The organism is Hoeflea sp. IMCC20628, assembly GCF_001011155.1.
Lineage (GTDB): Bacteria > Pseudomonadota > Alphaproteobacteria > Rhizobiales > Rhizobiaceae > Hoeflea.
The window spans coordinates 4,788,564-4,808,316 of record NZ_CP011479.1 but is presented as its reverse complement, the minus strand read 5'-3'; the positions used below and the strand labels follow the sequence as shown (position 1 = coordinate 4,808,316).

23 protein-coding genes are annotated in these 19,753 nt (G+C 59.6%); 17 read left to right on the top strand and 6 right to left on the bottom strand.

All coding sequences use genetic code 11. The annotated features are described in order from the left end of the window. Positions 1 to 47: 47 nt before the first annotated feature. Positions 48 to 986: a tRNA glutamyl-Q(34) synthetase GluQRS gene (gene gluQRS, locus IMCC20628_RS22615; protein ID WP_047032088.1), complete on the top strand. Its 939-nt coding sequence runs from the start codon at positions 48 to 50 to the stop codon at positions 984 to 986. Here gluQRS and IMCC20628_RS22610 read toward each other — a convergent pair. Continuing rightward, a complete protein-coding gene (locus tag IMCC20628_RS22610; protein WP_047032087.1) occupies positions 961 to 1,248 on the bottom strand; it encodes a hypothetical protein in 288 nt (95 codons plus the stop codon). The genes gluQRS and IMCC20628_RS22610 overlap by 26 nt on opposite strands. Before the next feature lie 101 nt (positions 1,249 to 1,349). Beyond that, positions 1,350 to 2,201, bottom strand: a complete 852-nt coding sequence (locus IMCC20628_RS22605; RefSeq protein WP_047032086.1) for a YihY/virulence factor BrkB family protein — start codon at positions 2,199 to 2,201, stop codon at positions 1,350 to 1,352. A 142-nt stretch (positions 2,202 to 2,343) separates the two neighbouring features. Here IMCC20628_RS22605 and IMCC20628_RS22600 point away from each other — a divergent pair, with 142 nt between their 5' ends. The 9 genes from IMCC20628_RS22600 (at position 2,344) to IMCC20628_RS22560 (ending at position 8,771) form a co-directional block, all read left to right on the top strand. Then, complete coding sequence (locus tag IMCC20628_RS22600; protein WP_047032085.1) at positions 2,344 to 3,186, top strand: SDR family oxidoreductase; 843 nt, start codon at positions 2,344 to 2,346, stop codon at positions 3,184 to 3,186. A 117-nt stretch (positions 3,187 to 3,303) separates the two neighbouring features. Then, entirely contained in the window at positions 3,304 to 3,501 is a 198-nt protein-coding gene (locus IMCC20628_RS22595) for a twin transmembrane helix small protein (RefSeq protein ID WP_047032890.1), read from the top strand. Between the two features lie 57 nt (positions 3,502 to 3,558). Continuing rightward, the gene (locus IMCC20628_RS22590) at positions 3,559 to 4,137 is read left to right on the top strand and encodes a cob(I)yrinic acid a,c-diamide adenosyltransferase (RefSeq protein ID WP_047032084.1); all 579 of its coding nucleotides are present in this window, start codon (positions 3,559 to 3,561) and stop codon (positions 4,135 to 4,137) included. Between the two features lie 52 nt (positions 4,138 to 4,189). Further along, positions 4,190 to 4,969 carry a rhomboid family intramembrane serine protease gene (locus IMCC20628_RS22585; RefSeq protein ID WP_047032083.1) on the top strand — a complete coding sequence of 260 codons (780 nt, stop codon included), beginning with the start codon at positions 4,190 to 4,192 and terminating at the stop codon, positions 4,967 to 4,969. 236 nt (positions 4,970 to 5,205) lie between these two features. Next, positions 5,206 to 5,955, top strand: coding sequence for an electron transfer flavoprotein subunit beta/FixA family protein (locus IMCC20628_RS22580; protein ID WP_047032082.1), 750 nt, complete (start codon positions 5,206 to 5,208; stop codon positions 5,953 to 5,955). Positions 5,956 to 5,978: 23 nt separating this feature from the next. Next, the gene (locus IMCC20628_RS22575) at positions 5,979 to 6,908 is read left to right on the top strand and encodes an electron transfer flavoprotein subunit alpha/FixB family protein (protein ID WP_047028565.1); all 930 of its coding nucleotides are present in this window, start codon (positions 5,979 to 5,981) and stop codon (positions 6,906 to 6,908) included. Positions 6,909 to 7,037: 129 nt separating this feature from the next. After that, positions 7,038 to 7,919 (top strand): 3-hydroxybutyryl-CoA dehydrogenase, encoded by an 882-nt coding sequence (locus IMCC20628_RS22570; RefSeq protein ID WP_047032081.1) that lies wholly within the window; start codon positions 7,038 to 7,040, stop codon positions 7,917 to 7,919. Positions 7,920 to 7,927: 8 nt separating this feature from the next. After that, positions 7,928 to 8,398, top strand: coding sequence for a DUF4442 domain-containing protein (locus tag IMCC20628_RS22565; protein WP_047032080.1), 471 nt, complete (start codon positions 7,928 to 7,930; stop codon positions 8,396 to 8,398). A gap of 169 nt (positions 8,399 to 8,567) precedes the next feature. Beyond that, on the top strand, positions 8,568 to 8,771 hold the full coding sequence (locus IMCC20628_RS22560) for a DUF2892 domain-containing protein (protein ID WP_047032079.1): 204 nt from the start codon (positions 8,568 to 8,570) through the stop codon (positions 8,769 to 8,771). A 71-nt stretch (positions 8,772 to 8,842) separates the two neighbouring features. Here IMCC20628_RS22560 and IMCC20628_RS22555 read toward each other — a convergent pair whose 3' ends face one another. Continuing rightward, a complete protein-coding gene (locus IMCC20628_RS22555) occupies positions 8,843 to 9,517 on the bottom strand; it encodes a TlpA disulfide reductase family protein (RefSeq protein WP_047032078.1) in 675 nt (224 codons plus the stop codon). Positions 9,518 to 9,538: 21 nt separating this feature from the next. Between IMCC20628_RS22555 and argH the strand changes: the two genes are divergently transcribed. The 4 genes from argH (at position 9,539) to IMCC20628_RS22535 (ending at position 15,190) form a co-directional block, all read left to right on the top strand. Then, entirely contained in the window at positions 9,539 to 10,939 is a 1,401-nt protein-coding gene (gene argH / locus IMCC20628_RS22550; protein WP_047032077.1) for an argininosuccinate lyase, read from the top strand. 94 nt (positions 10,940 to 11,033) lie between these two features. Then, positions 11,034 to 11,222 (top strand): lipoprotein, encoded by a 189-nt coding sequence (locus IMCC20628_RS22545; RefSeq protein WP_047032076.1) that lies wholly within the window; start codon positions 11,034 to 11,036, stop codon positions 11,220 to 11,222. 10 nt (positions 11,223 to 11,232) lie between these two features. After that, complete coding sequence (gene lysA, locus IMCC20628_RS22540; protein ID WP_047032075.1) at positions 11,233 to 12,501, top strand: diaminopimelate decarboxylase; 1,269 nt, start codon at positions 11,233 to 11,235, stop codon at positions 12,499 to 12,501. A gap of 109 nt (positions 12,502 to 12,610) precedes the next feature. Further along, positions 12,611 to 15,190 carry a TIGR02302 family protein gene (locus tag IMCC20628_RS22535; protein ID WP_047032074.1) on the top strand — a complete coding sequence of 860 codons (2,580 nt, stop codon included), beginning with the start codon at positions 12,611 to 12,613 and terminating at the stop codon, positions 15,188 to 15,190. A 7-nt stretch (positions 15,191 to 15,197) separates the two neighbouring features. Here the strand turns inward: IMCC20628_RS22535 and IMCC20628_RS22530 are convergent, their stop codons facing one another. The 3 genes from IMCC20628_RS22530 to IMCC20628_RS25235 all read right to left on the bottom strand — a co-directional run bounded on the left by IMCC20628_RS22530 (position 15,198) and on the right by IMCC20628_RS25235 (position 16,715). Beyond that, positions 15,198 to 15,566 carry a response regulator gene (locus tag IMCC20628_RS22530; protein WP_047032073.1) on the bottom strand — a complete coding sequence of 123 codons (369 nt, stop codon included), beginning with the start codon at positions 15,564 to 15,566 and terminating at the stop codon, positions 15,198 to 15,200. A gap of 198 nt (positions 15,567 to 15,764) precedes the next feature. Next, positions 15,765 to 16,307 (bottom strand): hypoxanthine phosphoribosyltransferase, encoded by a 543-nt coding sequence (gene hpt / locus IMCC20628_RS22525; protein WP_047032072.1) that lies wholly within the window; start codon positions 16,305 to 16,307, stop codon positions 15,765 to 15,767. Positions 16,308 to 16,409: 102 nt separating this feature from the next. After that, positions 16,410 to 16,715 carry a hypothetical protein gene (locus IMCC20628_RS25235; RefSeq protein WP_156174621.1) on the bottom strand — a complete coding sequence of 102 codons (306 nt, stop codon included), beginning with the start codon at positions 16,713 to 16,715 and terminating at the stop codon, positions 16,410 to 16,412. Between the two features lie 526 nt (positions 16,716 to 17,241). Between IMCC20628_RS25235 and ftsE the strand changes: the two genes are divergently transcribed. The 3 genes from ftsE to IMCC20628_RS22505 all read left to right on the top strand — a co-directional run bounded on the left by ftsE (position 17,242) and on the right by IMCC20628_RS22505 (position 19,686). Further along, positions 17,242 to 17,901, top strand: coding sequence for a cell division ATP-binding protein FtsE (gene ftsE / locus IMCC20628_RS22515; protein WP_047032070.1), 660 nt, complete (start codon positions 17,242 to 17,244; stop codon positions 17,899 to 17,901). Beyond that, positions 17,894 to 18,886 (top strand): ABC transporter permease, encoded by a 993-nt coding sequence (locus IMCC20628_RS22510; protein ID WP_047032069.1) that lies wholly within the window; start codon positions 17,894 to 17,896, stop codon positions 18,884 to 18,886. The genes ftsE and IMCC20628_RS22510 overlap by 8 nt, the downstream gene beginning before the upstream one ends. Positions 18,887 to 18,948: 62 nt before the next feature. Then, positions 18,949 to 19,686: a YdcF family protein gene (locus tag IMCC20628_RS22505; protein ID WP_052766637.1), complete on the top strand. Its 738-nt coding sequence runs from the start codon at positions 18,949 to 18,951 to the stop codon at positions 19,684 to 19,686. Positions 19,687 to 19,753 lie beyond the last annotated feature (67 nt).

Genomic DNA, 19,753 nt, shown 5'->3' with positions numbered 1-19,753 from the left:
CCTAGCCTGCCCCGTGACGGGGGCGTTGAAAAATGACATGAAACACCATGCCCAACGTCAGCACCACCACAAACCAGGATCAGCCCACCCCGACGGTGCGGTTCGCGCCCAGCCCGAACGGTCTGCTTCATGTCGGGCATGTCCGGTCAGCGGTACTCAATTGGCGCTACGCCGCTGATCTTGGCGGCATATTCCTGCTGCGGATCGAAGATATCGACATTGGCAGAGCCCGGCCCGAATACGAGGCCGCAATTTTCGAGGATCTTGCATGGCTCGGGATTGGCTGGCCCGCACCGGTCCGGCGTCAATCCGAACATTTTGCCGACTACGAAGCAGCGTTGACGGAATTGCGCAAGCTGGACCTGCTGTATCCGGCCTTCATGAGCCGCTCGGAAGCTCAAGCCCAGGTCAGAAAAATCGAATCGACCGGTCAGTCATGGCCGCGCGATCCCGATGGCGCTGCACATTACCCCGGCGATGACCGCAACCTGCCCAGCGCCGAACGAACCCGGAGGATCGCAGACGGTGCGCCGCATGCGTGGCGGCTCGACATGAAAGCCGCCCTGAAAGGACTGGGGACCACACTGTTATGGGATGAGCATGGGGAGGGCCCCGCTGGCGAAACCGGCAAGATTGCCGCTGACCCCGCAGCCTGGGGCGACGTGGCTTTGGCACGCAGGGATTTTCCGGCAAGCTATCATCTGGCAGTCACTGTCGATGACGCCATCCAGGACATAACCGACGTCATTCGCGGACAGGACCTGTTCGCGGCGACTTCGGTCCATCGGTTGCTGCAGCAATTGCTCGGCTTGCCGGTTCCGCGATACCGGCACCACAGCCTGGTTCTCGACTCGACCGGGCGAAAGCTTTCCAAGAGCGACGGGGCCGCCTCGATCGCTTCGCTCAGGGACGAGGGGGTCACTCCCGCTGACGTCATGAACCGGGCCGGCGTGGCGGATATCAGGTTGGGCGAACCATCCGCTTGAGAATGGCAAGAATGAACAGGATCGCGAACGACACCGCGATGGCCGCCGGAATAATCATCGCCGAGGGCACGCGCCCGAACGGTATGGCATCCACCACATTCAAGCCAACGCAGAAGCCCGCCAGCAGCACGATCATGTTGCCCCACACCCCGAAACCCTGTTCTCCCAACACCGAGTTCATGGCGTTGCCGACAAAGAAGGATGCAGCGATGGACAGTGCGACAAAATACAAAACCATGTCCGAAGACAAACCAGCAAACATCAGCCAATCTCCTTTTCACCTGCGCCTTCGCATTGGAAAAAGTCTAACATGGTGAATGCCGCAGCGGTGCCCGATCATGAATCTGGCTTAATCATTAACCTTTAGAGAGCTGGACCCTGTGCCGCTTCAGAACAGGTGCGCGCCTTGAGAAGGGCGGCGTTGATTTCCGCACCCAGAATGAAGATCGCCGCAATGATATAGAGAAAGACCAGAGCGATCATGATCGACGCGAGACCTGCATAGGTTGATGCATATGTGGCGAATTGGTTGAGATAACTGGCAAATGTCAGCGCGCCGGCAATCCATGCAATGAGCGTCACGCCAATTCCCGGCATCACCTCTATCAGCTTGCGGTGGCCACAGGGCAGCCAGAGATGCGATGTGATCAGGCCGCCGACCAGAACCAGAACGGCAACCAGAATTCGCCAATTGTCCACCGCTGAAATCATCGTCTCCATCCATGGAGCGAATTGCCGCGCCAGTTTGAGCGCCAATGGCGCCAACACCAGCAGGAAACTGATCGCCATGATCACCAGCACTGCGACCACGACAAAAACCAGATCTTGCGCCCGCGTTACATACCACGAGCGGGTTTCCGTCACCCGGTAGGCGCGGTTGAGCGAGACCCGGAGCGCGCCGACACCATTGGCTGAAAAGAACGCCGCGGCGAGCACAGAAACCGTCAACAAGCCGCCACGCTCCACAGTCAGCACATTGACGACCTCACGCGAAATCGGTTCGGCGATGGATTCTGGCCAGGCATCGAAAATCAGATGAGAAGCGGTTTCGGCATAGGCATTGGCACCAAGAAAACTTGCCAGCGCCGTTCCGAAAATCATGAATGGAAACAGCGCCAGAATGATGGACAGCGCCACATGACTGGCCATCGCCCAGCCATCGTCATTGTTGAAATGGGTGACGGCGTCCACGATCACCGGCCGGATACGTTGCAATGCTTGCTCCTAGATCTTGCCGGCTATCATGCCAGTTCTTCCAATCTGCGCCGACCGGCTGCGCCGGTCCACCTGGCCTCCATTGTCAACCTTGACTGATTATGGGATTTGAAACGTCATAGGAACAGGGGCCAGTCTCACAATGAATGGTGAAAACCGAAAAAAGACGATTCTGGTGACCGGTTGCTCAAGCGGAATCGGCGCCTATTGCGCACGTGCGCTCAAGGCGGAAGGCTGGCAGGTGATCGCCTCGGCCCGCACGCCCGGTGACATCTCGAGGCTCAAGGAAGACGGCATCGAGGCGCTTCACCTTGATTACGCCGATCCGGCCAGCATTACCGATTTCTTCGAGAAGGCCATGACCGCCACCGGTGGGCGCTGCGATGCTCTGTTCAACAATGGTGGTTACGGACAGGTCGGCGCGATCGAAGACCTGCCTGTCGATGCCTTGCGCGCCCAGTTCGAGGCCAATTTTTTCGGCTGGCACGACCTGACCCGAAGGGTGATTCCGGTGATGCGGGCGCAAGGTCATGGCCGCATCGTGCAATGTTCGTCCATTCTTGGCCTGGTTCCGATGCGGTTTCGCGGCGCTTACAATGCGTCCAAACATGCATTGGAGGGCTTGTCGGTCACGCTGGCGCTCGAGTTGCAGGACTCCGGCATTCACGTCAGTCTGATTGAACCCGGTGCTATCGCCAGCGAGTTCCGGGCCAATTGCCTGCCACATCTCGAACGTCACATCGACATCGAGAACTCGGTCCACCGAAAGGACTATCAGGCCCAGTTGCGGCGTCTTGAAAAGGAAGAACGGTCAGACAGCGGCAAGCTCGGCCCTGACGCGGTCTACAAGGTCCTGAACCATGCCCTGACCGCGCCGCGTCCACGCTATCACTACCCGGTGACGCGGGCGGCGAAACTGGGTGTCATCGCCCGCAGGCTTTTGCCGGCACGATTGTTCTACCCCTGGCTGGCCGGCAAGGACTGACCAGTGGAGACAATCCGGTAAAACGCCGCAGCGCAGACAATGGACTCGGCGGGAAAACACCCTATGTTCCAACAGGAAACCGTCTTGAGGGCGGAAACTGTTCTGAGGAAAGCCGCCATGTCGTCCGTTACCTATGTCCTGTCGATCATCGTCATGCTGTCCGTGGCCGCTGTGCTGGTGCGCGGCCTCGTCAATATGGCGCGTGGCGGCAATGCCAACCTGTCCAACAAGCTGATGCAGATGCGCGTGCTCCTGCAATTCATTGCAGTCGTGCTGATTGTCGCCACGGTCTGGCTCACCGGCGGCGGCCGCTGAGACAATCCGCCTCCGATTGGCGATTTCTCTCGCAATTCAGCTCAAAAGGCTTGCGCAATGGTCAAACTCAACAAGATCTACACCCGGACCGGCGACGACGGCACCACCGGTCTGGTCGCAGGCGAGCGGCGCCCGAAATATGATCTCCGCATCGAGGCCTATGGCACTGTCGATGAAGCCAACGCCGTGATCGGCATGGTGCGACTGCACACAGCTTCCATGCCCGACCTCGACGCCATGCTGATGCGGATCCAGAATGATTGCTTTGATCTGGGCGCCGATCTGGCCACGCCCGACACCGGCAAGAAGCTCGATTACGAACCTTTGCGCATTGTCGATTCGCAAGTTGACCGGGTGGAGGCAGATATCGACACCCTCAACGCCGATCTCGAGCCGCTGCGATCATTTGTCCTACCCGGCGGAACTGCCGCTGCGGCCTATCTGCACCTTGGCCGCACCGTGGTCCGCCGCGCTGAACGATGCATGGTCGAACTGGCCGATCAGGACGGCGAGAGTGTCAGCCCGGCTGCCATCCGCTTCACCAACCGCTTGTCGGATTTTCTGTTTGTCGCCGCCCGATGGGTCAATGATCACGGCCGCGCCGATGTGCTTTGGGTTCCCGGCAAAAACCGCTAGGCTCCGCAGTCATGGCTTGAGAGCTACGCCCCGGAAAAACGGAAACCTCGCGATGTTCATTCCCCTGCATGATTCCAACGACCTAAAATATATCAAGCTGCAATGGGTCACCTGGTCACTGATCGCGATCAACGTTCTTGTCTGGATTATTACCGGACTGGCCGGCGCCGAGAGCGAATTCTCCAATGCCGCCGTTCTCGGACTGGGCTTTATCCCCTCGGTGGTCAATGACATTGCCGAGCTTCCCGCATCCATGGTCCTGGTGCCAGAGGACGCGACCTATGTCACCTACAGCTTCTTGCATGGGAACCTGCTGCATCTCGGCTCAAACATGATCTTCTTGTGGGTTTTCGGCGACAATGTCGAAGATGCCATGGGCCACATCAGGTTTCTTATATTCTATTTCCTGTGTGCCGCTGCCGGTGCTTTCATGCACGGGTTGCTGTTGCCGGAGTCCAACGGCCCATTGATCGGCGCTTCCGGCGCAGTCGCCGGCGTTATTGCAGCCTATCTCATGCTGCACCCTCGGGTTCGGGTCTGGGTTCTGGTGCTCGGCCGCATCCCACTGCCATTGCCTGCCTACATTCCGTTGTTGTTCTGGGTGGTGTTTCAGTTCTTCATGGTCGTCACCGACATTGGCGGCGAAGTGTCCTGGGGAGCTCATGTCGGCGGCATTGTCGCGGGTGCGGTTCTGGTGCTCGTCTTCCGGCGCTCGGGCGTCCCTCTTTTCGACAGAAACATCGAAACTCCGAAAGCCGTGGTCCACAAATCCCCTCAGCCGGTTGCAGAAAAAACTGCCGCTCAAGCCCCGCCCGCCAAGTGGGGTCGGTAGTCTCGACAGCAGAAAATTGACGGGGACGTAAACGTCATCTATTTCGCGGTGCAAAATATCCTGCATGGTTGCGATTGAATTCGGAGAGAAATCGCGTATCCATGTCGGCAATCGGCTATCCGGGCTGCAAGTTAACAGCCAAACACCGGATAATCGGCCCGACACCTCCGGGTTCAGGGCAAATTGGAACATGGCCAAGCACTGTGAGGCCTATCGAAGTGAGGAAGGGCAATCCGATGAAAATTCTCGTGCCGGTCAAGCGGGTGGTTGATTACAACGTCAAGATCCGGGTGAAGTCCGATGGCAGCGGCGTCGATCTGACCAATGTGAAGATGTCGATGAATCCGTTCGACGAGATCGCCATCGAGGAAGCGCTGCGCCTGCGGGAAGCCGGCAAGGCCACCGAAGTGATCGCCGTGTCGATCGGACCGGCCAAGGCCGAGGAAACCCTGCGCACCGCACTCGCCATGGGCGCCGACCGGGCAATCCTGGTTGAAGTCGACGGCATCGTCGAGCCGCTCGCTGTTGCCAAGATCCTCAAGGCCATCGCCGCCGAGGAAAATCCGGATCTGGTGATCCTCGGCAAGCAGGCGATTGATGATGACGCCAACCAGACCGGCCAGATGCTCTCGGCATTGCTCGGCTGGAGCCAGGCCACCTTCGCCTCCAAGGTCGAAATCGGCGATGGTTCTGCCGATGTCACCCGCGAAGTCGATGGCGGGTTGCAGACCATTTCGGTCAAGCTGCCGGCCATCGTCACCACCGATCTGCGCCTCAACGAGCCGCGCTACGCCTCCTTGCCCAACATCATGAAGGCCAAGAAGAAGCCGCTCGACAAGAAGACGGCGGCTGATTACGGCGTCGACACCGCGCCGCGGCTCGAGGTGATCAAGACCGAGGAACCCGGCGGCCGCAAGGCAGGCGTCAAGGTCGCTTCGGTGGCCGAACTGGTCGACAAGCTCAAGAACGAAGCAGGCGTGCTGTAAGCGCGGGAAAGGAAGATCATACCATGGCCATTCTCATACTAGCCGAACACGACCACGCCTCGCTGTCCGATCAGACCGCCAAGGCCGTCAGCGCCGCATCCCAGATTGGCGGCGACGTGCATGTGCTTGTTGCCGGCAAGGACGCCAAACCAGCAGCCGATGCAGCAGCCAAGCTCGACGGCGTCTCCAAGGTGCTGCTGGCCGAAGGCGATGAATACGCCAACCGGCTTGCCGAACCGCTGGCCGCTCTGGTTGTCTCGCTTGCGGGCGACTACGACACGCTGATGGCGCCTGCGACAACGTCGGGCAAGAACGTCATGCCGCGGATTGCAGCGCTTCTGGATGTCATGCAGATCTCCGACATCATCGAGGTGATCTCGGTCGACACGTTCAAGCGTCCGATCTATGCCGGCAACGCGCTGCAGACCGTCAAGTCGAGCGATGCCAAGCGCGTCATCACGGTGCGCACGGCCACCTTCTCCGCTGCCGGCGAAGGCGGATCAGCCTCGGTTGAAACCATTGCATCTGCCGGCGATCCGGGCCTGTCCTCCTTCGTCAAGGATGCGATTGCCACCAGCGATCGTCCGGAACTGACCTCTGCCAAGATCATCATCTCGGGCGGACGTGCGCTTGGATCATCGGAAAAGTTCCAGAGCGTCATCCTGCCGGTGGCCGACAAGCTCGGCGCCGCCGTTGGCGCATCCCGCGCCGCGGTCGATGCGGGTTATGCCCCCAATGACTGGCAGGTCGGCCAGACCGGCAAGGTGGTTGCCCCGGATCTCTACATTGCCTGCGGCATTTCAGGTGCCATCCAGCACCTGGCCGGCATGAAGGACTCCAAGGTCATCGTCGCCATCAACAAGGACGAGGAAGCGCCGATCTTCCAGGTCGCCGACTATGGTTTGGTCGCGGATCTGTTCGAAGCACTCCCCGAACTCGAAAAAGCGCTTTGAACCACTAGAATTTGACGGCAAGATCAATGGCCGGGCTGGACGTCTCCACCCCGGCCATTTAGGTTCGTAGCCTGGGCACACTCATGTCAGTGCACACGGCAGCATCCTAAATTCAGTCAGGTGGGACAAATGGGCAACCAGATCAAGAGTGTTGGCATTATCGGCGCAGGCCAGATGGGTGGCGGCATAGCTCATGTCTGCGCCATGGCAGATTACGATGTCTACGTTCATGACGTGTCGGCGGACAAGCTTCAGACAATGCTCGCCACCATCAGCGGCAATCTTGCAAGGCAGGTCTCCTCCGGCAAGACCACGGAAGCAGAGCGCGAAGCAGCACTGGCCCGAATCCACCTGTCCCCGGAAATGTCCGGACTGGCGGCCATGGACATGGTCATTGAAGCCGCGACTGAAGACGAGACGGTCAAGCGCAAGATCTATCAGCAGCTCTGCCCGGTTCTCAATCCCGAGGCGCTTCTGGCCACCAACACCTCGTCGCTGTCGATCACCCGCCTTGCCTCTGCGACCGACCGGCCCGAACGCTTTATCGGCATTCATTTCATGAATCCGGTCCCAGTGATGAAACTGGTGGAACTTGTGCGCGGCATCGCCACCGAAGACACCACCTTCAAGACCGCCCGCGCCTTCATCGACACACTCGACAAGACGATCACCGTCGCCGAGGATTTTCCCGCCTTCATCGTCAACCGCATCCTGCTGCCGATGATCAACGAGGCAATCTACACGCTCTATGAGGGCGTCGGGTCGGTGGTAGCCATCGACACCGCCATGAAGCTCGGGGCCAACCATCCGATGGGACCGCTGCAACTGGCCGATTTCATCGGGCTCGACACCTGCCTGTCGATCATGCAGGTCCTCCATGACGGGCTATCGGATTCGAAATACCGGCCCTGCCCGCTGCTGGTCAAATATGTCGAAGCCGGTTGGCTTGGCCGCAAATCCGGTCGCGGCTTTTATGATTACCGCGGCGACGTTCCCGTCCCTACACGGTAAAATTCTCGATGAAAGCAAATACCCTCCGCCGCGGGATGAACCTGTGGCCGCCGCTGCTGTGTGCCGGGATCAGGATTCGCTGCATCAGCGAAGATTTCCGTGCCGTCGATGCCGAATTGCGGGAACGATTCTACAACAAGAACTATGTCGGCTGCCATTTCGGCGGGTCGCTTTTTGCCATGACCGATCCATTCTGGATGTTGATGGTGATGCGCAATCTCGACCGCAGCTACACCGTCTGGGACAAGTCGGCTGAAATCGTGTTCTTGAAGCCCGGACGCGGCACCGTCTCGGCAAGTTTCCGGCTCACTGATGCCATGCTCGATGACATCCGCGCCAACACCGAGGCCGAGGGTTCCAAATGTCTTCAGGCCTATTCTGTCGATATCATTGATGGTGACGGCGACGCCGTGGCACGGGTCAGCAAGACCCTGCACATTCGCCGCAAATCTGACACGCGAAGCCGTATCGGCGGCTGACACTGCTGGCATTTTCGTTAAGCGCCTCGATAAAGCAGACATCCAACTTGCCCCATTAATATAAAACATCTTGAATATGCAATTCATATGCGCTATATGTTGATGCAAGTGAAGCCGCCGGACGTCCGACGGCGCGGGCCGGGCCCGGTATGTAGCGAAGGATATGAAAATGGGACTTGATCGTACGATATTTGCATTCGCGGGATTTATGGTTCTTGTGTCCGTGGCTCTTGGCGTCTATGTTTCGCCCTACTGGCATTTGCTGACAGTCTTCGTGGGCCTGAACCTGCTCCAGTCTTCGTTTACCGGCTTCTGCCCCGCAGCCATGATTTTCAAGAAAATCGGCGTGAAGCCAGGTTGCGCCTTCAACTGACGGCTGGAATTCCAAAACAGAACAGAATCACTTGGGCGTGGCCGGAATTTCCTGGCTGCGCCCTACTCATTTCAGCCCGCCTTGAGCGCCGCAGCCAGCGCCTTGGCGTCGTCGCTGGCCCATTCCGCCGGTCCGTTCATCGCGCCCAGCATGCAGCCATCCTTGCCGATCATCAGCGTCACCGGCAGTCCGAAGGCGAGGCCTTCTTTCTTCAGCGTGTTGAACACTCCCATCGACTCATCGCGGTAGAGCCCGAGATTGGAGACGCCGATTTCCTCCAGAAAGCCTTTCGGCTTGGCCACATCGCCAGTGTCGATATTGATCGCCAGCACCTTGAAACCATCATCACCCAGTTCCGACTGCAATTCCGACAGGGCCGGCATTTCGGCACGGCAGGGCGCGCACCACGTCGCCCAGAGATTGACCAGCATTGCCTGACCGGAAAAATCCGCCAGACTCATCTCGGCGCCATCCGCTGACGTAAATTTCAACTCCGGAAGCACGATCGGAACCTCCCGGATCGCCATCGCAGCCACCTCTCCCTTTGCCAGTGGCTTGAGCCGGGCAAGGATCTCCGGATCCGCCTTGCATTCCACTTCTGCCGCAGATGCGAGACTTTCGGTCCGTGGCGCATTGCCAGAGGGTGATGCTTTCCAGTATATCCCGGCAGCCCCCACCAAGACGCCCAAGGCAATTGCGATTGCGACGAGGGCGCCGGTGGACAGGTGGGTGCGCGATTGGCTCATGACAAACTCCAAGGCAGGCTCATGTCGACAGATAATGACAAACAGGCGTCAAACCAGATGTGGGGCGGCCGATTTGCCTCCGGGCCCGATGCCATCATGGAGGAAATCAACGCCAGTATCGATTTCGACCGCAAGCTCTATACCCAGGACATTCGCGGATCCCTCGCACATGCGGCCATGCTTGCCAAGACTGGCATAATTTCGAGCGAAGATTGCGACAAGATTTCTCACGGATTGAACACGATCCTGTCAGAGATCGACGAAGGCCGCTTTGTCTTCTCCCGCCAGCTCGAAGATATTCACATGAATATCGAATCGCGGCTGGCCGAGCTGATCGGCCCGACCGCCGGACGGTTGCACACCGCGCGCTCGCGCAATGACCAGGTCGCACTCGATTTCCGCCTCTGGGTCAAGGAAGAGCTTGTCCGCACCGAGGCAGCTCTGACCCGGCTGATTACGGCGTTTCTGGACAAGGCGGAACTGCATGCAGACACCGTCATGCCCGGTTTTACCCATCTTCAGTCGGCGCAGCCGGTCACCTTCGGCCATCACTGCATGGCCTATGTCGAAATGTTCGGCCGTGACCGTCAGCGCGTGCGCCATGCCATCGAGCATATGGACGAGAGCCCGATCGGCGCCGCAGCGCTTGCCGGCACCGGTTTTCCCATCGACCGCGACATGACGGCCAAGGCTCTCGGTTTCCGCGAGCCCACCCGCAATTCGATCGACACGGTGTCGGACCGCGACTTCGCGCTCGAATTCCTGTCGCTTGCCGCAATCTGCGCGGTGCATCTGTCGCGGCTGGCCGAGGAAATCGTCATCTGGTCGACGCCGCAATTCGGCTTTGTGCGGCTTTCGGATTCTTTCTCCACCGGCTCGTCGATCATGCCGCAGAAAAAGAACCCCGACGCGGCCGAACTGGTGCGCGCCAAGACCGGACGCATCAACGGCTCGCTGGTGGCACTTCTGACCATCATGAAGGGGCTTCCGCTGGCCTATTCAAAGGACATGCAGGAAGACAAGGAACAGGTCTTTGATTCTGCCGAGAGCCTGGAGCTGTCGATTGCCGCAATGACCGGCATGATGCGCGACATGGAAATCCGGGCCGACCAGATGCGCAAGGCCGCCGGATCGGGCTATTCGACAGCCACTGATCTGGCCGACTGGTTGGTGCGCGAGGCAGGCCTTCCGTTCCGCGACGCCCATCACGCCACCGGACATGCGGTAGCGATGGCCGAGAAAAAAGGCTGTGAGCTGGCCGAATTGTCGCTCGGTGACCTGCAGAGCATCAATCCGGCTATCACCGCAGGCATTTTCGATGTTCTGACCGTCGACGCCTCCGTCGCCAGCCGGCAGAGTTTTGGCGGTACCGCACCCTCTCAGGTCCGCAAGCAGATTGCCTGGTGGCGCGCGCGCAACTGAAACCCGCAGACAAAGCGGGGTGCACTTTGCGCCGAAAACTTGTATGTAGGCCACCGCGCTCTGGAAAATTACAAGCCATCGTGAGGAACAGCAAATGACGACCGGTCCCTGGATCAAAACGATATGCGCAATGTCCCTGCTCGGCATAGTCCTCACCGGCTGTGGCAAGAAGGGTCCGCTTGAGCGCCCTGGTGTGACGGTTGTGCCGGCGAACACCGCCGACGAAGCCTCACCCGCACCAGTCAGGGAACGGCGTTTCATCCTTGATGGTCTTCTCGAATAGGCATCCCCCAGTGAACCATTTTGAATATCGCGACGGCATTCTACACGCTGAAGGCGTCAGTCTGCCTGACATTGCAGCCCAGGTCGGCACCCCGTTCTATTGCTATTCGACCGCCACCCTGGCCCGGCACTACAAGGTGTTTTCCGGCGCATTCTCCGACATCGATTCGATGGTCTGCTACGCCATGAAGGCCAATTCCAACCAGGCCGTCATCAAGACACTGGCGCGCCTTGGATCCGGTGTTGACGTGGTTTCCGAAGGTGAGCTGCGTCGTGCCCTGGCGGCAGGCATTCCGGCCTCGAAGATCATGTTCTCGGGCGTAGGCAAGACCGTCCGCGAAATGGACGCGGCCCTGGCCGCCGATATCTATTGCTTCAACATCGAATCCGAGCCCGAACTCGAAGTGCTCAACGCCCGGGCGCTGGCAGCGGGCAAGATTGCGCCGATTTCCTTTCGCATCAATCCCGATGTCGACGCCAAGACCCATGCCAAGATTTCGACCGGAAAGAAGGAAGACAAGTTCGGCATTTCCTGGAAGCGGGCCCCGGCGGTCTACAAATATGCCGCAAGCCTTCCCGGCGTGCGCGTCACCGGCATCGACATGCATATCGGCAGCCAGATCATCGATCTGCAGCCCTTCGATGACGCGCTGAAGCTGATGGTCGACCTCATCACTGCGCTGCGCGCTGATGGCCACACAATCGATCATTTCGACATTGGTGGCGGCCTTGGCGTGCCCTACCGTGACGACAACCTGCCACCGCCGGATCCGGATGCTTATGGCCAAATGGTCAAGGCCCGGCTGCGTGATCTCGGCTGCAAGGTGATTCTCGAACCCGGCCGCTTGATCGTCGCCAATGCCGGCGTGCTGGTCACCGAAGTCATCTACGTCAAGGATGGCGGCGACAAGACATTCGTCATTGTCGATGCGGCAATGAACGATCTGATTCGGCCGACGCTCTATGAAGCCTGGCATGAGATCCGTCCGGTCCGCCTGTCAGCTGCCAGCGCCCCGCGCATTCGCGCCGATATCGTCGGCCCGGTCTGTGAAAGCGGCGATTACCTTGCCAGGGACCGGGAAATGGCCGAGCCCAAAGCCGGCGATCTGATCGCCGTCGGGTCGGCCGGTGCCTATGGCGCGGTGCAGGCGGGAACCTACAACACCCGGCTGCTTATTCCCGAGGTTCTGGTCCACGGCGATCGCTTCCATGTTGTTCGCGAGCGCCCTTCCTACGAGGATCTGATCGGCATGGATTCACTGCCGGCCTGGCTCGACTGAACCGGGCGAACCGTTTTTCCGGCATTTTACCAAACTCACTTTTTTATCACAGGCCTCGCCTTGGCCGCAAAGACTGCTATCTTCATCTCTGACGCTGAAGGAAAACGAGATGGCAGACAGACCTGACAGTAAGGGACCCGCTCCAGACAGCCCTGAGGATGCCCGTCGCTCGGTCGCCTTTGGCCGCCTGCGCATGCGGTTCAACCTTTCACTCGGCCGCCTCGTCACCCTTGCGGCCCCGCTGCTGGGCCTTACCGCATTGTATTTTTCTTTCTCCTGGTTCGGGCTGTTCAGGATCGTCCCGGATTGGTTGCGGCTCACACTTCTTGGCCTGTTTGGCCTTGGGTTTCTGGCATCGCTGTGGCCATTGAAACGCTTTCGGTCCCCCGGCCGCGCGGAAATCGACACAAGGCTGGAAGCGGAAAACCGCATCGCCAATCAGGCGATCGCCACCCAGGACGACAGGTTAGAGGCAACCGACCCATTGGCACGCGCCCTGTGGGAAGAGCATCGCCGCCGCATGGCGCAGAAGATCGGAACGCTTGAAACCGGGCTTCCCCGCTCGAGCCTGCCCGCGCGCGACCCCTGGGGCATCCGCGTCGCGATTGCGCTCACGCTGTTCGTGGCGTTCGGCTATTCTTTCTCCGGCAGTGCCGGCAGGCCGGGCGATGCCTTTGTCAGCCATGCACACAACAAATTACCGGATGTCCGCATCGACGCCTGGATCACTCCGCCGCCCTATGTCAATCAGGCTCCGATCTTCCTCACCGGCCTTGAACGAGAAGCGGGCGTTCCTGTCGACGCCATCGACGGCAGCGAAATCACCATCCAGGTTGGCGGCGGCACAGACGCCGATGCAGCGGTCAACTGGGGTCCGGACGAGGCCTCACTGAGCCAGATCGAGCAATCCGAGACAGCCGCCACTGGCAGGACAACACCGGTCGGTGCGGCGACCTGGGCGTTCAAGCCGGATGCCGATGGCCTGCTCGAGGTCAGCGCCGGCAGATCCTCAGCCGCTTTTTCCATTCACCTGATCCCCGACGCACCGCCGGTTGCCGCATTTGTCGAAACCCCGCGCCGTGCCGTCAATGGTGCGCTGGAGCTCGACTATACGCTGTCCGATGATCATGGCATCGCCCGGGCCGAGGCCGAAATCATCCCCGCCGGGGATCCCGCCCCCGACGCCCGGCCATTGTTTGATCCGCCCAAATACCGGCTGTCGCTGCCAAGGCGTTCGTCCGAGGACAACCGTGCCGTGTCGAGCCATGATCTGACCGAGCACCCCTTGGCCGGACAAAAGGTCAAGATCACGCTCGTTGCTACTGACGGCGCCGGGCAGGAAGGCCGCAGCGAAACGCTTGAAACGGTTCTTCCCGGACGGCGGTTTTCAGAACCCTTGGCCGCTGCAGTTGTCGAGCAGCGTGGCGTTCTCGCATTGGACGCCAACAATCTGCTCCGGGTCTTCGATCTGCACGATGCGCTGAAAATCGCGCCTGAAGAGACCATTCCCAATCTCACCCATTACCTGCTGCTGCAATCAATCCGGGGCCGGCTGGAAAACGCCCGCAGCGATGAAGACCTGCGCGCCGCCATCGACTACATGTGGGGCGTCGCCCTGCAGCTTGAGGATGGCGACCTGTCGCTGGCGGAGCGGCGCCTGCGCGATGCCCAGAATGCGTTGGCCGAAGCGCTGGAAAACGGCGCCAGCGACGAAGAGATCGCCCAACTGATGGACGAGTTGCGCGAGGCGATGCAGGACTACCTGCAAGAACTGGCCCGCCAGAACCCGGCCAACCAGAATGGCCAGAACCAGCAGGCCATGCCGGAAAACATGCTGCGCCAGCGCGACCTCGACAACATGCTCGACCAGATCGAGAACCTGGCCCGTTCCGGCGCCCGCGACCAGGCCCAGCAGATGCTGCAGGAATTGCAGCGCATGATGAACAACATGCAGGCCGGCAGGCAGCAACGTCCCCAGCAGCAAGGTGGACCAATGCGCCAGCAGATGGACAAGCTCGGCGAACTGATGCGCAAGCAGCAACAATTGATGGACGAGACCATGCGCGCAGACCGGGATCGCCAGAGCCAGCCCGGCGAGGGTCGCGACCGCCAGCAGCAACAGGGCCAGCAGCAGCCCGGAGACGGTCAGGATCAGGGACAGGAGGGCGAGGGCGCCCAGTCACTCGAGGACATGCTTGGCGCGCTGGGTCGCAGCCAGCAGGAGCTTCGTGACGCACTCGGACAATTGCAAAGTGATCTCGAAGGAATGGGCATCCAGCCGTCGGAAGGCTTTGGAGAAGCCGGCGAAGCCATGGGCGATGCGGCAGGCAACCTCCAGCAAGGAGAATCCGGTCAGGCACTCGGTGATCAGGGCCGCGCCCTTCAGGCGTTGCGCCAGGGCGCCGAAGACATGATGAACCAGATGATGCAGGCAATGGGCGACCAGCAAGGCGAAGCCGAGGGTCAGGGACCTGACCGCAATGGCAACCGCTCCGCCGATGACCGCGATCCGCTTGGCCGGCCGCGCTCAACCACCGGTCCCGATTTCGGCAGTCGGGTCAAGGTCCCTGACGAGATCGACATACAGCGTGCCCGGGAAATCCTCGACGCCATACGCAAGCGCCTTGGAGATCAATTGTCTCCCGACCTCGAAAAACGTTACTTGGAACGGTTGCTGGACTTGAAATAAGGAAGCGTCAGGCTGCTTGTTTGATCAACGCATCAGCCACTGCCTGGCGGATCTGCGGCAGGGTGAATGGTTTTTCCACCACGTCCACCACAATGCGCATCAGCGGTTCGGCTCGCTCGCGCTGTTCTGCAAAGCCTGTCATCAGCAGGATCGGCATCTGGGGGACCAGTTCCGCAGTGGCGGTCGCCAGCGCAATACCGTCCATGATCGGCATGCGGATATCGGACAGCAGCAGATCGAAGCCCTCCGCCTGCAGATAGTCCAGCGCTTCAGCACCGTCTCCGGCTTCGACAACTTCATGCCCGTCTATTACAAGTGCGCGGGCAACAAAGCGCCGCAGCGACTCTTCATCTTCGGCAATCAGAATTCTCGACATTTTCATGCTCCCGGGGCCTGCCCTGTCAGATCGGACGAGATCTGGACCAGCGCTTGCGCGCCATTATAAGGCTACCGCGCTTGTCCATCACCGATGGTAACGCACTGCGACATAGCCGTTTCAAACAACCTATGATTTGAAACTTGCCGCAACATGGACTGAATATAGCGCGAATGCGGCCAAAAAACCACGCAGGGCTCAGGCGTCGCCCTTGACCACTCCGACAAACGGCAGCTCACGGAAGGCATAAGCCACATCCATGCCGTAGCCGACAACGAAATAGTCCGGGCATTCGAAGCCGACATAATCAGCGTCAAGCGTGCCCTCGCGGCGCGACCGCTTGTCCAGAAGCACGGCGATATCGACATGATTGGCGCCACGCTCGTACATCAGGTCGCGTGCAAACCTCAGGGTCCGGCCCGATTCGAGTATGTCGTCGATGAGCAGCACATCGCGGCCCTTCACGTCGCTGTCGATATCCTTGATGATCTTGACACCTTGGCTCGTGGTTCCACGGCCATAGCTCGACAGGGTAATGAACTCGACCTCCGGCTCAAGTCCGGCATCGTGCAAAGCCCGAATCAGATCCGCGGCAAAAATGAAAGATCCCTTGAGGATGGAAATGACCAGCAAATCCTTCTTCGGATTGGCGGCGATCTCGACGGCCATCGTGCGATTGCGCTGGGCAATCACCTCGGGCGTGAACAAGGGCTCGATGATTTTTCCGCGCACTACCGGCATTCGCGCTCTCCAAGAAGTTCGGTCAACATTGCCGCACTGTCCTAGAGCCCTTTGCTTTCAAATGAAAGCCGTTTGATCCGTGCCCGGTGCAAGCAGAATAACTTACCCGCCGTTGGGGCGTATCATCAAAATGGAGCCGGCACGCTCAATCCGGGCCGGCCGCGCCTTTGGAGCCGTGAATCCTGCACTGGCAGGGCCGGTCTTCTTGTCTGCAACTGCCGATGTCACCACAGGGTCCGGTAACAGCGTTGCCCTGTCGTTGATCGACCGCACCGATACGGCCGTCGCCGGTGCCGTTACGCCCGGCATACTGGCAACACGTTGCTGCACCAACGCATGCCCGCCTGCCATCCAGAATATGGCGGCGGTGGCTGCGCACAGTGTCAGCATGAAGGTAGGCGTCGCCATTGGATGTCTGGCTTGGCCGGTTGTTGAAGATGATCGACTGCCGCTGAACACGCCAAGCCGTTCGCTCCGGTCCGCAGTTTGGCCGCCAATGCCGTCAACAGGTGCGAAATCGCGCGGGAACGGACCAAGTGCCGAAGATTCTGTGAGTCTGGATTTGAAAATGCCGCTGGGGTCAGCGCTGGACCGTTTGGAAGACACGGTGCGCCTGCCATCGACCGTTTCAAAGCAGGCATCCTCGACATCGCGTCTACGGGGCACGTGCGCTTTGCGTTTCCGGTCCGGCATCAGTAAATCGCCGGCCTTTGGCTCGATAGCATGTGACATTCGGCCTGAAACGCCCATCAGGCACCCCTTTTCTGCCACTGTCATGCAGTAGGCATTGAAACATCTCTTACCGATGCGTAAACGGAAATGGTTAATGCTTGGCGAACAGGCCTCGTAGACAGTCGGTTCGTCCGGCTTCTTAACTCGGCATTAACCATGCCCGGCGACTGTGCGCATTGGCCACCGCGACAGGAATTAACCGTTGATCCATTTTGAAAACGTCGGGCTGCGCTATGGTATGGGGCCTGAGGTCCTGCGCGACCTGACTTTTGACATCCCGAAAAAATCCTTCCAGTTCCTGACCGGCCCGTCAGGCGCAGGCAAGACGACGTTGATGCGTCTTCTGTTCATGTCGCTTAAGCCGACACGTGGACTGATTCGCATGTTTGACCGGGATATTGCAGTCATCCCCGGCGAGGACCTGCCTTTGTTGCGGCGGCGAATCGGGATTGTCTTCCAGGATTTCCGGCTGCTTGATCACATGACCACCTATGAGAATGTCGCCCTGCCGCTCAGGGTGCGCGGCAAGGATGAGTCGAGCTACCGCTCGGACGTCATCGAACTGCTCAAATGGGTCGGTTTGGGTGAGCGCATCAATGTGCTGCCACCTGTGCTGTCAGGCGGAGAGAAACAGCGCGTGGCCATCGCCCGCGCCCTGATCGACCAGCCCGAGATCCTGCTTGCAGACGAACCCACCGGCAATGTTGACCCACCAATGGCACAACGCCTGCTCAATCTGTTCATCGAACTCAACCGGCTCGGCACAGCCGTTGTCATCGCCACCCATGACCTGAGCCTGATGGACCGGGTCAACGCACGCCGGATGATTCTCTCTGAAGGGCGGCTCGACATTTATGACTGAGCGCGCTTCGACCAAAAGCGATACCGGCAAAAAGGAGCGTCTGGTTGCCCTGCGGCCAATGGCTCCCATCGTACCGCCAATCAATGTCTCTGGACGCGCGTTGATGGTGGTGATTGCCATCATGTCATTCCTGTGCGCCATCACCCTTGGTGCAGTCACCATGGTGCAGGAAAAAGCCGAGGCCTGGCAGGGCGACATTTCCCGCGAAATCACCATCCAGATTAAGCCCGTCGATGATCTCGACATGGAGGCGGCACTGACCGAGGTGCGCAGCATAGTCCTGTCCTTTCCCGGCGCGCTGACCGCAGAAATTGTCGATCGGGCCTCGACGGCCCGACTTCTCGAACCATGGCTGGGCGAAGGTTTCGACATGGACGAGTTGCCGGTGCCGCGCCTTGTCATCGTCACCATCGATGAGACAGCGCCACCGGATTTCGCAATCATTCGACAAAACCTTGCCGACGCCGTGCCCGCGGCAACGCTGGATGATCATCGCGCCTGGGCTGGCCGGTTGATATCGATGGCGCGAATCACCGTCTTCATCGGCGTCGGAATCCTGTCGCTGATGTTTGCGACCACGATGCTGACGGTGATATTTGCGACCCGTGGCGCCATGGATGGCAACCGCCATATCGTTGAAGTGCTGCACTTTGTTGGCGCGGAAACACGATTCATTGCTTCCGAGTTCCAGAAGCGCTTTCTGCTCATCGGCATGAAGGGCGCCGCCGTCGGCGGCGGCACCGCGGCTGCAGCCTATGTCTTGCTTGGTGTGTGGCAGAGCAACACCATGGCCACAGTGCTCAATGACCAGGTCACTGCCCTGTTTGGACGGTTTACATTGAGCAGCGCCGGTTATTTCGGCATCATTGGCATTATCATACTGATCTCCGCCATGACCGCTATCACCACCCGGCTGACCGTTATCCGCACCATTCGGGAGATCGACCGGCAGCGCGCCGATCCATCCTTGGCAGAAATCGGATGACTGCCCGGTTTTTGCCGCAAATCCGACTGGTCCTCGCCGGAATCTCGGAGTATTCATGCGTCATGAGCGTGGAAACCGCACCGCCCGAACCGGTAAAGCCGGCAATCGTCAAGACTGATGCAATTCACCGTCTCCGGCGGGTGGGTCACCATGGCCTGCGCATTGTCACCATCACGGCAATCGTTGCCATTGCCTTGGCAGCAATGGGGTTTTTCCGTTTCACCGATACCATCGCCGAGCTCAAGGCGACAGGAACCCCGGGTGAGGTTGACGCGATCGTCGCTCTGACCGGCGGGTATCAGAGAATCGATCAGGCCCTGGAACTGCTTGAAAAGGGCGTCGGCGACCGGCTTTTGATCTCCGGCGTCAACCCGACCACCACCGGCACAGCGCTGCGTCGCGCCACCGGAGCCGAACTGGCGACATTCAACTGCTGTGTCGACATCGGTTATGAAGCGCTCGACACCATCGGCAATGCCAACGAAACCGCCGGGTGGATCCGTCAGCGCGGCTACAGCCGCATCCTGGTTGTGACCAACAATTATCACATGCCGCGCAGCCTGATGGAACTTTCGCAGGCGAGTCCGGATGTGACTTTCATCGCTTATCCAGTCACCCATTCCGACCTGAAAACAGAGACCTGGCTGACCGATCCGGTCGCATTGCGCACCTTGATGGTCGAATACGCCAAATATTCGCTTGCCCGGCTGCGCAACTGGAGCGGCGCCAAAACAGCAAGCGGCCTTCGCGCCGATGCTGGCGGAAAAACTCCGGTTGCGGCTAGAATGTCGTACGATTGATCGGGTGACAATCCGGCTTGCAGTTATTTTCCGGACCGGCAGGTTTTCGACGGCCCACCAATGGTGT

Bases quoted from the DNA above. Each gene is read 5' to 3' on its own strand.
- IMCC20628_RS22560 (WP_047032079.1), top strand. From the start codon at position 8,568: ATGGGACTTGATCGTACGATATTTGCATTCGCGGGATTTATGGTTCTT.
- gluQRS (WP_047032088.1), top strand. From the start codon at position 48: ATGCCCAACGTCAGCACCACCACAAACCAGGATCAGCCCACCCCGACG.
- argH (WP_047032077.1), top strand. From the start codon at position 9,539: ATGTCGACAGATAATGACAAACAGGCGTCAAACCAGATGTGGGGCGGC.
- IMCC20628_RS22570 (WP_047032081.1), top strand. From the start codon at position 7,038: ATGGGCAACCAGATCAAGAGTGTTGGCATTATCGGCGCAGGCCAGATG.
- IMCC20628_RS25235 (WP_156174621.1), bottom strand. From the start codon at position 16,715: ATGGCGACGCCTACCTTCATGCTGACACTGTGCGCAGCCACCGCCGCC.
- hpt (WP_047032072.1), bottom strand. From the start codon at position 16,307: ATGCCGGTAGTGCGCGGAAAAATCATCGAGCCCTTGTTCACGCCCGAG.
- IMCC20628_RS22545 (WP_047032076.1), top strand. From the start codon at position 11,034: ATGACGACCGGTCCCTGGATCAAAACGATATGCGCAATGTCCCTGCTC.
- IMCC20628_RS22555 (WP_047032078.1), bottom strand. From the start codon at position 9,517: ATGAGCCAATCGCGCACCCACCTGTCCACCGGCGCCCTCGTCGCAATC.
- IMCC20628_RS22510 (WP_047032069.1), top strand. From the start codon at position 17,894: ATGACTGAGCGCGCTTCGACCAAAAGCGATACCGGCAAAAAGGAGCGT.
- IMCC20628_RS22535 (WP_047032074.1), top strand. From the start codon at position 12,611: ATGGCAGACAGACCTGACAGTAAGGGACCCGCTCCAGACAGCCCTGAG.
- IMCC20628_RS22575 (WP_047028565.1), top strand. From the start codon at position 5,979: ATGGCCATTCTCATACTAGCCGAACACGACCACGCCTCGCTGTCCGAT.
- IMCC20628_RS22530 (WP_047032073.1), bottom strand. From the start codon at position 15,566: ATGTCGAGAATTCTGATTGCCGAAGATGAAGAGTCGCTGCGGCGCTTT.
- IMCC20628_RS22590 (WP_047032084.1), top strand. From the start codon at position 3,559: ATGGTCAAACTCAACAAGATCTACACCCGGACCGGCGACGACGGCACC.
- IMCC20628_RS22610 (WP_047032087.1), bottom strand. From the start codon at position 1,248: ATGTTTGCTGGTTTGTCTTCGGACATGGTTTTGTATTTTGTCGCACTG.
- IMCC20628_RS22600 (WP_047032085.1), top strand. From the start codon at position 2,344: ATGAATGGTGAAAACCGAAAAAAGACGATTCTGGTGACCGGTTGCTCA.
- IMCC20628_RS22580 (WP_047032082.1), top strand. From the start codon at position 5,206: ATGAAAATTCTCGTGCCGGTCAAGCGGGTGGTTGATTACAACGTCAAG.
- IMCC20628_RS22505 (WP_052766637.1), top strand. From the start codon at position 18,949: ATGAGCGTGGAAACCGCACCGCCCGAACCGGTAAAGCCGGCAATCGTC.
- IMCC20628_RS22585 (WP_047032083.1), top strand. From the start codon at position 4,190: ATGTTCATTCCCCTGCATGATTCCAACGACCTAAAATATATCAAGCTG.
- IMCC20628_RS22565 (WP_047032080.1), top strand. From the start codon at position 7,928: ATGAAAGCAAATACCCTCCGCCGCGGGATGAACCTGTGGCCGCCGCTG.
- IMCC20628_RS22595 (WP_047032890.1), top strand. From the start codon at position 3,304: ATGTCGTCCGTTACCTATGTCCTGTCGATCATCGTCATGCTGTCCGTG.